The organism is Amycolatopsis sp. NPDC058340 (assembly GCF_042723975.1).
Taxonomy (GTDB): Bacteria; Actinomycetota; Actinomycetes; order Mycobacteriales; family Pseudonocardiaceae; genus Amycolatopsis.
The window spans coordinates 1-9,822 of sequence record NZ_JBHXIB010000001.1; the positions used below are offsets into that span (position 1 = coordinate 1).

The 9,822-nt window shown below is 68.9% G+C and carries 11 protein-coding genes; 4 read left to right on the forward strand and 7 right to left on the reverse strand.

The window, feature by feature from the left end; genetic code table 11:
* Positions 1 to 48: 48 nt before the first annotated feature.
* The 4 genes from purB to ACFWIW_RS00020 are packed head-to-tail and all read right to left on the reverse strand — an operon-like array spanning position 49 to position 3,322.
* Positions 49 to 1,479 (reverse strand): adenylosuccinate lyase, encoded by a 1,431-nt coding sequence (purB, locus tag ACFWIW_RS00005; RefSeq protein ID WP_219147244.1) that lies wholly within the window; start codon positions 1,477 to 1,479, stop codon positions 49 to 51.
* A 19-nt stretch (positions 1,480 to 1,498) separates the two neighbouring features.
* A complete protein-coding gene (locus tag ACFWIW_RS00010) occupies positions 1,499 to 2,092 on the reverse strand; it encodes a TetR/AcrR family transcriptional regulator (protein WP_037334651.1) in 594 nt (197 codons plus the stop codon).
* 23 nt (positions 2,093 to 2,115) lie between these two features.
* Complete coding sequence (locus ACFWIW_RS00015; protein WP_378366370.1) at positions 2,116 to 2,817, reverse strand: hypothetical protein; 702 nt, start codon at positions 2,815 to 2,817, stop codon at positions 2,116 to 2,118.
* Positions 2,804 to 3,322 carry a SigE family RNA polymerase sigma factor gene (locus tag ACFWIW_RS00020; RefSeq protein ID WP_378366371.1) on the reverse strand — a complete coding sequence of 173 codons (519 nt, stop codon included), beginning with the start codon at positions 3,320 to 3,322 and terminating at the stop codon, positions 2,804 to 2,806. Before ACFWIW_RS00020 ends, ACFWIW_RS00015 begins: the two co-directional genes overlap by 14 nt.
* A 135-nt stretch (positions 3,323 to 3,457) precedes the next feature.
* Between ACFWIW_RS00020 and ACFWIW_RS00025 the strand changes: the two genes are divergently transcribed.
* The 3 genes from ACFWIW_RS00025 (at position 3,458) to ACFWIW_RS00035 (ending at position 5,989) form a co-directional block, all read left to right on the forward strand.
* Positions 3,458 to 4,486, forward strand: a complete 1,029-nt coding sequence (locus tag ACFWIW_RS00025) for a threonine aldolase family protein (protein WP_378366372.1) — start codon at positions 3,458 to 3,460, stop codon at positions 4,484 to 4,486.
* Between the two features lie 2 nt (positions 4,487 to 4,488).
* Complete coding sequence (locus ACFWIW_RS00030; RefSeq protein WP_378366373.1) at positions 4,489 to 5,079, forward strand: HAD family hydrolase; 591 nt, start codon at positions 4,489 to 4,491, stop codon at positions 5,077 to 5,079.
* A gap of 88 nt (positions 5,080 to 5,167) precedes the next feature.
* The gene (locus ACFWIW_RS00035; RefSeq protein WP_378366374.1) at positions 5,168 to 5,989 is read left to right on the forward strand and encodes an SAM-dependent methyltransferase; all 822 of its coding nucleotides are present in this window, start codon (positions 5,168 to 5,170) and stop codon (positions 5,987 to 5,989) included.
* On the opposite strand, the gene ACFWIW_RS00040 is transcribed toward ACFWIW_RS00035, so the two are convergent.
* From ACFWIW_RS00040 to ACFWIW_RS00050, 3 genes are all read right to left on the reverse strand, one after another.
* A complete protein-coding gene (locus ACFWIW_RS00040; protein ID WP_007032516.1) occupies positions 5,986 to 6,171 on the reverse strand; it encodes a hypothetical protein in 186 nt (61 codons plus the stop codon). The genes ACFWIW_RS00035 and ACFWIW_RS00040 overlap by 4 nt on opposite strands.
* Before the next feature lie 85 nt (positions 6,172 to 6,256).
* On the reverse strand, positions 6,257 to 7,441 hold the full coding sequence (locus ACFWIW_RS00045; protein ID WP_378366375.1) for a pyridoxal phosphate-dependent aminotransferase: 1,185 nt from the start codon (positions 7,439 to 7,441) through the stop codon (positions 6,257 to 6,259).
* A gap of 9 nt (positions 7,442 to 7,450) precedes the next feature.
* Complete coding sequence (locus ACFWIW_RS00050; protein WP_378366376.1) at positions 7,451 to 8,353, reverse strand: TetR/AcrR family transcriptional regulator C-terminal domain-containing protein; 903 nt, start codon at positions 8,351 to 8,353, stop codon at positions 7,451 to 7,453.
* A gap of 160 nt (positions 8,354 to 8,513) precedes the next feature.
* On the opposite strand from ACFWIW_RS00050, the gene ACFWIW_RS00055 reads away from it, so the two are divergent.
* A complete protein-coding gene (locus ACFWIW_RS00055) occupies positions 8,514 to 9,698 on the forward strand; it encodes an FAD-dependent monooxygenase (protein WP_378366377.1) in 1,185 nt (394 codons plus the stop codon).
* Positions 9,699 to 9,822: the final 124 nt, after the last annotated feature.

Sequence of the window (9,822 nt, forward strand, 5' to 3'; positions counted from 1 at the left end):
GGCCCCCTTCCCTCGGTTGAGCCGAGGGAAGGGGGCCTTCACGCGCGGTCAGAGGATCGGTGCCGGCGAGTAGTTCGCCGCTTCCGGGAAACGCTCCAGAATGCCCTCGACGCGGGACGCGATCGCGGCCACCTGGCGCGGTGCGACCCCGGTGAACGAGATGCGGTCGGCGAGGAGTTTGTCCAGCTCACCGCGGTCGAGCGGGATCCGTTCGTCGGCGGCGAGCCGGTCGAGGAGGTCGTTCTCTGCCAGCCCCTGCTCGCGCATCGCGAGCGCGACGCCGACGGCGTTCTCCTTGATCGCCTCGTGAGCGGTTTCACGCCCGACCCCCGCGCGGACCGAGGCCATGAGCACCTTGGTGGTCGCGAGGAACGGCAGATAGCGATCGAGCTCACGTCCGATGACCGCCGGGAAGGCGCCGAACTCGGCCAGCACCGTGAGGAAGGTCTCCAGCAGACCGTCGAGCGCGAAGAACGCGTCGGGCAGCGCGACCCGGCGGACGACGGAATCGGACACGTCGCCTTCGTTCCACTGGTCGCCGGCGAGCTCGCCGATCATCGACAGGTAGCCGCGCAGCACCACGGCGAGCCCGTTGACGCGCTCGCACGACCGGGTGTTCATCTTGTGCGGCATGGCCGACGAGCCGACCTGGCCCGGCTTGAAGCCTTCGGTGACCAGCTCGTGGCCCGCCATCAGGCGGATCGTCTTCGCGAGGCTCGACGGGGCGGCCGCGAGCTGGACGACGGTGGACAGCACGTCGAAGTCGAGCGAACGCGGGTACACCTGGCCGACGCTGGTGAACACGTTCTCGAAGCCGAGGTGGGCCGCGACGCGGGACTCCAGTTCGTCCAAAGTGGACTCGTCGCCGAGCAGGTCGAGCATGTCCTGCGCGGTGCCGACCGGGCCCTTGATCCCGCGCAGCGGGTAGCGGCCGATGAGGTTTTCGAGCCGGTCGAAGGCGACCAGCAGTTCGTCGGCGGCGGTCGCGAACCGCTTGCCCAGGGTCGTCGCCTGCGCGGCGACGTTGTGCGAACGACCGGCCATCACCGTGTCGGCGTGCTCGACCGCGATCGCGGTGAGCCGGGCCAGCACCGCGCCGACGCGGCCGCGCACCAGCTCCAGCGAACGCAGCACCTGCAGTTGCTCGACGTTCTCGGTGAGGTCCCGCGACGTCATGCCCTTGTGGACGTGCTCGTGTCCGGCGAGCGCGTTGAACTCCTCGATGCGGGCCTTCACATCGTGCCGGGTGACCCGCTCGCGCGCGGCGATCGAATCGAGGTCGACCTGCTCCAGGACGCGTTCGTAGTCGGCGACGACACCGTCCGGCACCTCGACGCCGAGGTCGGCCTGCGCGCGGAGCACGGCGAGCCAGAGCTCGCGCTCCAGCACGACCTTGCGTTCCGGGGACCACAGTTCGACCAGCTCAGGCGAGGCGTAGCGGCCGGCGAGCACGTTGGGGATGCGGGGCTTGTCCGTCACGCGGCCAGACTAACCGGCGCTAGGCGAGCGCCGCCTGGAGCATGCGCGCGGCGGCGGCCCTCGGCTCCGGGTCGACCTCGATCAGCGCGTTGACCACGGCACCGTCGACCAGGGCGACGAGGCGCTCCAGTTCGGTGGCGTCCACAGGAGTGCCGGAGCGCGCGAAGATCTCGTGGAGCAGCTCGTACAACTGGGCCGACAGCGTCCGCATCAGGGGACGAAGGTACGGACGACGCCCTGTCCCGACGAGGCGTTCGTAGCGCAGGAGGACCGCTTCGGCGTCGGCCTCGCGATCCGGGCGGAGCGGGCCGAGGAGCATGTCCAGCACCAGGTCGACGGTGGCCTCGACACCGCGGTTGCGGGTCGCCAGCTCATCCAGACGCTGCCGCCCGTCCTCCAGCTCCACTTTCGCGTGATGCTCGACCGCGGCGGTGACCAGTTCTTCGAGCGAGTCGAAGTAGTACGTCGTCGAGGCGAGCGGCAGACCGGCCCGTTCGGCGACCGCACGATGCCGCACGGCGTCGAAACCGCCCTCGGCCAGGAGCGACGAGGCGGCCTCGATCAGCTCGGCACGGCGTCGCTCACCCTTCGGTGTGGTCGCTGCGGCGGTCATGACGGGCTATTTTGCCAGCTCGGTTAATAGCGGGCGGCGAGCACGCCGACCAGCCTGTCGACGTCGGACTCGGGAAGCGCGGGCCTGCCGGAGCCGTCACCGAGGCTCACCACGACCACGAGCGACCCCTTGGCGGTGGTCCGCCGCGCCTCGGCCGCTCCGGTCGGCATCGCCGGGACGGACGAACCCGCCGGATACACCGCCGCGGAGACCGTGCCGCCCGGCACCTGGAACCCCGCCGACCTGGCTCCCGTCGTACAGATGTCGCCGGGCGTCGACTTGGCGACATCCACGGGGACCGGGAGCTCGCCAGCGAGGGCGGTGGCGAGCTCCCGGTCCACCTGGTCGCACCCGTAGGTGCCTTCGGCCACCAATGGGCCGGTCTTCTCTGATCCGCCGCCCCCCTGCTGAGGCGGCGGGTTCGAGAAGTTCGAGGACTCCCCGTCCTGAGGACGTGCGGACGCCGCCCCGGGTTGCCCCGCGGACACCGCTTCCTGATCGGATTTGGCCGCGGTCCCCAGTTCGAAGTCGGTTCCGCCGAGCACGCCGAACATGCCCACTCCGGCCAGCACCAAAACCACCGCACTACAGGCCACCGCGATACCGTTTCGGCGTCGGGCAGTGGCGCGTTTCGACGCGCGGACCACGTCGGCGGTGTCGAAGGTCGGCGACGGCGCTTCGCCGGGGGCGTCACGGAACAACGCCTTCAGATCATTCTCGTCCATCCCGTGCCACCTCCTCCTTCTCCATGACCTGCCTGAGGTTCGCCAGCCCGCGCGCGGTCTGGCTCTTCACGTTCCCTTCGCTGCAGCCGAGCGCCTTCGCCGCCGCACCGACGTCCAGCCCCTCGAAGAACCTCAGCACGAGCACGGCTCGCTGCTTCGGGGGCACTTCGCGCAACGCGGCCAGCAGGTCTTCCCTGGTGACGACCTGTTCGCCGAGGTCGAAGCCGTCCTGCGGCGGTTCGGGCAGCTCTTCGGTCTGCCACTCCCGCCGCCACGGCCGCCTCGACTCGTCGATGGCCGCCCTGACCAGCGTCTTCCGCATATAGGCGTCGGTCGCCGCCCGTTCTCTGATCTTCTTCCACCTCCGGTGCAACGCGACGAACGCCGTCTGCGCGAGATCGTCCGCACGATGCCAGTCACCGCAGAGCATGTACGCGGTCCTGCGCACGGAGTCCCGCTTCGCGGCGAAGTACTCCGCGAACTCTTGTTCGTCGCGCTGGTTCACGCGGTTTTTGTCTCCGCTCTTGCCTCGTCGGTGGGTAGGACGGAACCGGGGGCGTCCACGGTTGCATGAGCGGGCGCGGCGGACCAGCCGGGGAGGAGATTCACCGCGGGCCCGTCGATGTGATGTGATCGTACCGTGACCTCGCGCTCTCTCCCGCAGATCGATTTCCGCTCCGACACCGTGACCCGGCCGGACGACGTCATGCGCCAGGCCATGGCGAAGGCCGAGGTCGGCGACAACGTCCTCGACGGCGATCCGACCGTCGGCGCACTGGAACAGCGCGCCGCGAAACTCCTCGGCATGCCCGCCGCGCTCTGGACCCCGTCCGGGACCATGGCGAACCTGATCGCGCTGAGCATCCATCTCCAGCGCGGCGACCGGTTCCTCGCGCCACGCGGCTCGCACGTCATCACCGACGAGCTCGGTTCCGCCGCCTGGCTCGCGGGCGGTATGCCGGAGCCGCTGGAGCACGACGCCGGGCCGGGACGGCCGACGCCGGAGACGCTTTCGGCCGCGATCGGGGTCCCGCGCGGGCCGTACTACGCGCTGCGCACCCCGCTGTTGTGCCTGGAGAACACGCACAACACGGCGGGCGGCGCGGTCACCCCGCCGGACGAGCACGCACAGCTGGTCGCGGTGGCGAAGGAGGCCGGGCTGACCGTGCACCTCGACGGCGCCCGCATCTGGCACGCCTCGGTCGCGCTGGAGGTCCCGCCCGCGGCGCTCACGGTCGGCGTCGACACCGTGTCCGCCTGCTTCTCCAAGGGGCTCGGCGCGCCCGTCGGTTCGGTGGTGGCCGGCAGCGAGGAGTTCGTCGAGAAGGCACGGCGGATGCGCCAGATGCTCGGCGGCGGCGTCCGCCAGGCAGGCGTGCTGGCCGCCGCCTGCATGGTCGCGCTGGACCGCATCGGCGACCTCGCCGAGACGCACGAGAACGCGACCCGGCTCGCGGCCGGGCTCGCCGAGCACGGCTGGGAGGTCAATGCTCCCGAGACCAACATCGTGCAGGTCACCGCCCCCGACCTCGAAGGACGGCTGGCGTGGCTGGCCGGGCTCGGGATCCTGACGCTGCCGAGTTCGGGCCGGATCCGGTTCGTGGCGCACCGGGACCTTTCGGCGGCGGACATCGAGGAAACCCTTCAACGCATCAAGACCGGGGGCTGAACATGAACTGGATCGTCTTCGACTACGGCGACGTCATCAGCGAGCACACCGACGCGCTGCCGACCCTGGCCAAGGCCTTCGACCTCGACGTCGCCGCCTTCGAGCCGCACTACTGGGCCGAGCGGGTCCGGTACGACTCCGGCGGCTCGGACCTCGAGTACTGGCAGAGCGTCGGCCGCGCGCTGGACGTCCCGGTCGACAAGGCGTTCGCCGACGAACTGACCCGCATCGACGTCGAGGGCTGGACGCATCTCGAACCGGACGTGCTCGAACTGCTGGAAGGGCTGCACGAAGCCGGCGCGGCGCTCGCGCTGCTCTCGAACGCGTCGTCCACCTTCGGCAGCTGGGTGCGCGAGCAGGAGTGGGCGAAGCTGTTCCGCGTGAAGCTCTTCTCCGGCGACCTCGGCTGCATGAAGCCCGACGCGAAGATCTATCGGATCCTGCTCGCCGAACTCGGCGCCGAACCGGGCGACTGCCTGTTCTTCGACGATCGTCAGTCCAATGTGGACGGTGCACGGGCGGTGGGGATGAAGGCCGAACGCTGGGTCGGCGTGACCACGGCGAAATCCGCCTTCGGCTCTTCGGAGGAATAATTCACCCTCACCGCTCATCCGCTTACGCGCGGTGAAGCGGATGACCTACGCTGAACGCGTCCAAACCGAGTTACCCCGGTAGGTGCCCATGTCAGCGGACCAGCGCCCGTTCGTGCCCGTCGATTTCGACCGGCCGAGCATCGCGAGGGTCTTCGACGCGCTCATGGGCGGCCAGGACAACTACGAGGCCGACAGGGTGGCGTTGCGCCAGATCCTGGAGATCTCGCCGGACGCGCGGGCGATGGCCAAGGAGGTCCGGCACTGGCTGGTGCGGACCGTGCGCTACCTGACCGACCGGGAAGGTATCGACCAGTTCCTCGATCTCGGCTCCGGTTTCCCGAGCATGGACAACACGCACCAGGTCGCGCAGCGGTACAACCCCGAGGCACAGGTCGTCTACATCGACCGGGATCCGGTGGTGCAGGCGCACGGCCGCGCGCTGCTCGCGGCGAACGACTTCGCCCATATGGTAGCCGCCGACCTGACCGAGCCCGCCGAGGTCGTCGAGGAACTCGCCCGCACCCACCGGCTGGACTTCGACCGGCCGGTCGGGCTGGTCCTGTGCGCGATCATCCACCACATCCAGGACCTCGACGAGGCACGGAAGATCGTCCGCGCCTACGTCGATGCGCTGGCCCCCGGCTCGTTCGTCGCGCTGCTGCACCAGCACAACCCGGCCGATGGCTCTGAATCAGCCGACGTCGCGACCGCACTCGAGAAACGCTTCGACGGCACGGGGCTGGACACGCTGTACCGCACGCGTGACGAGATCGAGTCGTTCTTCGAAGGACTCGATCTCATGGAGCCCGGGCTGACGTACCCGCACCTGTGGTGGCCGGACGGCCCGCGCTTCACCCCGCTTTCGCCCGTGAACTTCACGTCGCTCGGCGGGGTGGCGCGCAAGCCCTAGCGGCGGAGCTGCTTCGGGGTGCCCTTGCCCTTGATGGCGCCGTACGCGGCCGTGCCGAGGAAGACCGCGCCGCCGATGACGGCGATCCAAAAGACGGCCTTCACGAGGAAACCGAGCACGGATCCGAGCACCATGAAGGCCACCCAAGCCAGGATCAGCCCGCCGACGATCTTCCAGAACATGGCATCCTCCGATTGCCTCGCCGTGCCCGAACGGGCCCGGTGAGTCCAGGTTGTCAGGCGGAGCTCGCGAGCGCCTTCAATACGCCTAACGTTCAGGGTGATTTCCGGGTTCCCCCTGACCGAGCCAGTCGCCCAGCCTGCGGACCCCTTCGTCGATGTCCTCGCGAGAACCCGCGAAGGAGAACCGCACGAACCGGCCGCCGTCGACCGGGTCGAAGTCGATCCCGGGGGCGATCGCGACGCCGGTGTCGGCGAGAAGCCGCTGGCACCAGCTGAGACTGTCGTTCGTGTACGCGGAGACGTCGGCGTAGGCGTAGAAGGCGCCTTCGGCAGGCGCGAGCTTGTCGATGCCGATTCCCTTGAGGCCGTCGAAGAGCACGTCGCGGTTGGCCCGGTAGCGCTCGACGTGACCGTCGGCCTCCGCGTACGCCTCCGGGGTGAACGCGGCGACCGCGGCATGCTGGGAGACCGCGGGCGGGCAGATGGTGAAATTGCCGGTCAGGACGTCGATCGCGCGATGCAGCCGCTGCGGCGCGAGCATCCAGCCGAGCCGCCAGCCGGTCATGGCGAAGTACTTGGAGAACGAGCCGAGGACGAGTGCCTCGTTGCCGTACTGCCAGGCACAATCGAGCCCGGCGCCGTAGGAGATCCCGTGGTAGATCTCGTCGCTGATCAATTGCACGCCGCGTGACGCGCACCAGCCGCTGATCGCCGCCAGTTCACCCGGCGGCAGGACGGTGCCGGTCGGATTGCTCGGGCTGGCCACGATGAGTCCCTTGATCGGCCCCAATTCGTCGAGCAGCGCGACGGTCGGCTGGAAGTTCGTGCCCGCCCCGGTGGCGAACTCGACGACCTCGCAGCCGAGCACTTTCAGCAGGTTGCGGTAGGCCGGATAGCCGGGACGCGCCATCGCGACGCGGTCGCCCGCCTCGAACGCGCTGAGGAACGAAAGCAGGAAGCCGCCGGAGGAACCGGTGGTCATGATGACGTCCTGCGGGCTCACGTCGACCGGGTACGTGCGGTTGTAGTGCTCCGCGACGGCCTCGCGCAGCTCCGGGATGCCGAGCTGCTCGGTGTAGCCGAGGTTGTGGTCCTTCAGCGCCCGTTGCGCGGCTTCGAGCACCGGTCGCGGCGCGGGCGCGGACGGCTGCCCGGCGAGCAACGGGACCAGGTCGCCGTGACTGCGCTGCCGGGCCTGCGCGGCCGAAAGGACGTCCATGACATGGAACGGCGGGACGTCGGAACGTGCGGCGGGGCCAGGGAAGGACATGAGGTGAGGCTAGCTCGCCTTCGCGAGGAGAACCGCGTAGCCGTCGAGGAGCCGTTGCAGGCCGAACTCGAAGAGCGTGTCGAGGTCGTAGTCGAACGGGGCGCGCGAGACGACACCGGCGAAGTTCGGGAAACGGCCGCCGGAGACCAGATCCCAGAGGATCGGCTCGTTCTCCGCGAGCCACGCGTCGGCCGAGACCGCCGTGCCGGATTCGGCGTCGGCCTCCGCCTCGAAGCTGAGGGCGATACCGCGTACGTGGTTGAAGATCGTGATGTGCGCGTACATGATCGTCGACGGCGGGAGGCCGTGACCGTCGAGCGCGCGGGTCGCCCAATCCGCGTGGGCGAGCAGGTTCGGCAGCGGCTGCGGGCGGGTGATCGAGAGCGCCTGCGCGAGCCAGGGATGCCGCCGGAACAAGGCCCATTGCGCCCTCGCCAGCAGCTCCAGCTGAGCCCGCCAGCCGGGTGGCGGTTCGGGCGGGAAGCGGATTTCGCCGAGGGCCAGGTCCGCCATTTCGAGGATCAGCTCCTCCTTCGCGGTGACATGGCGATAAAGCGCCATCGTCGCGACGCCGAGACCGGAGGCGACGCGGCGCATCGAGAGCGCGCGGATGCCCTCGGCGTCGGCGATCCGGATCGCCGCCTTCACCACTCGCTCGCGTGACAGCTCCGCCTCGGTCCTCGGCGCGGTCTTCCGGGTGCGGCTCGCGACGACCGTGCCCACGCCGGGTTTGGCGACGACCAAGCCGTCCCGTTTGAGCGTGGCGAGCACCTTTGTCGCGGTCGCCATCGCGACGCCCCACTCGGCGATGATCCGGCGGGTCGACGGGACCTTGTCGCCCTCGCGAAGCTCACCGGAGGTGATCCGGCGCCGGATCTCGGCGGCGATCCGCAGGTAGGGCGGCTCGGTCATGGTCGGCTCCTTGCCATAGTGCACCTTGCTCCACTCTATCGGGCGCACTAGCCAGATCGCACTAGTGCACTGGAGGTTTTCTGGCAGTTTTCCTGGGCGACCGCCGCCGTGTCCATACGTTGTACGCAGTGCTTCAAAACGCCGTACACGAGGAGTGGGAATGCGGAAGGTCCTGATTTCGGGCGCGGGTATCGCCGGCACGACGCTGGCGTACTGGCTGCGCCGTCACGGTTTCGCGCCGACGGTCGTCGAGCGGGCACCCGCGCCCCGGGTCGGCGGGCACGCGGTCGACATCCGCGGGACGGCGCTCGGTGTCGTCGACCGGATGGGGGTGCTCGAGCGGCTACGGGAGCTACGGACGGACATGCGCGGGATGTCGTTCGTGAACGGCGACGGCAAGACCCTCGTGAAGGTCACCGACCACACGCTGACCGGCGGGCTCACCGACAGCGAGGACGTCGAGGTCCTGCGGGACGACCTCACCGACACACTGGCTTCGGCCGCTCAGGAGGGTGTCGAGTACGTCTACGGGAACTGGATCACCGGGATCGCGCAGCGCACCGACGGCGTCCGGGTCGCCTTCGCCCACGGAGAGGCCAGGGACTTCGACCTCGTCGTCGGCGCGGACGGGCAGCACTCGGCGGTGCGATCGATGGTTTTCGGGGCGGAGAAACAGTTTTCGCACTACCTGGACACCTATCTCGCGGTGTTCACCGTGCCGAACTTCCTCGATCTGGACCGCTGGCAGACCTTCCACATGACGCCGGGGAAACTGGCCGGGCTGTACAGCGCGCGAAAGAACACGGAAGCGCGGGCGATGCTCGGCTTCCAGTCGCCGGAGCTCGACTTCGACCGGCACGACCTTGAGCAGCAACGAAAACTGATCGCCGACCGGTTCGCGGGCCAGGGCTGGGAAGTACCGCGGCTGCTTCGGGAAATGGGGTCGAGCGAGCTGTACTTCGACTCCATGACCCAGATCCGGATGGACCGGTTCAGCGAAGGGCGGGTCGCCTTGGTCGGCGACGCTGGCTTCGGTCCGTCGCCACTTTCGGGGCAGGGCACCAGTTTGGCGCTCGTCGGTGCCTACGTGCTCGCCGGTTCGCTGGCTTCATCCGCTGACCACCGCGCCGCTTTCGCTTCGTACGAAAGGGAAATGCGGCCGTTCGTGCTCAAGAACCAAGCTCTGGCAACGATGAACCAGAAGAATCAGACGAGGTTCCGGCAGTGGAAGCAGATCCAGTCGATGCGGGTGCTGCCTTATCTCCCATTCCGGGACCGGCTGATGAAGGCGGCCATGCGACCACTCACTGAAGCGGCGAATGCCCTGGTGCTCAAGGATTACTGACGGCGGGCCCTTGGGATGCGGCGTGGGGGGGGGTGCAAAAGAAAGGGCGCACAGGGTGAACAAAGCAAGGGTTGGGAGAGAACAAAAAGAGGACGCGATAGGTTTAGGAGGGGCAACACCAACC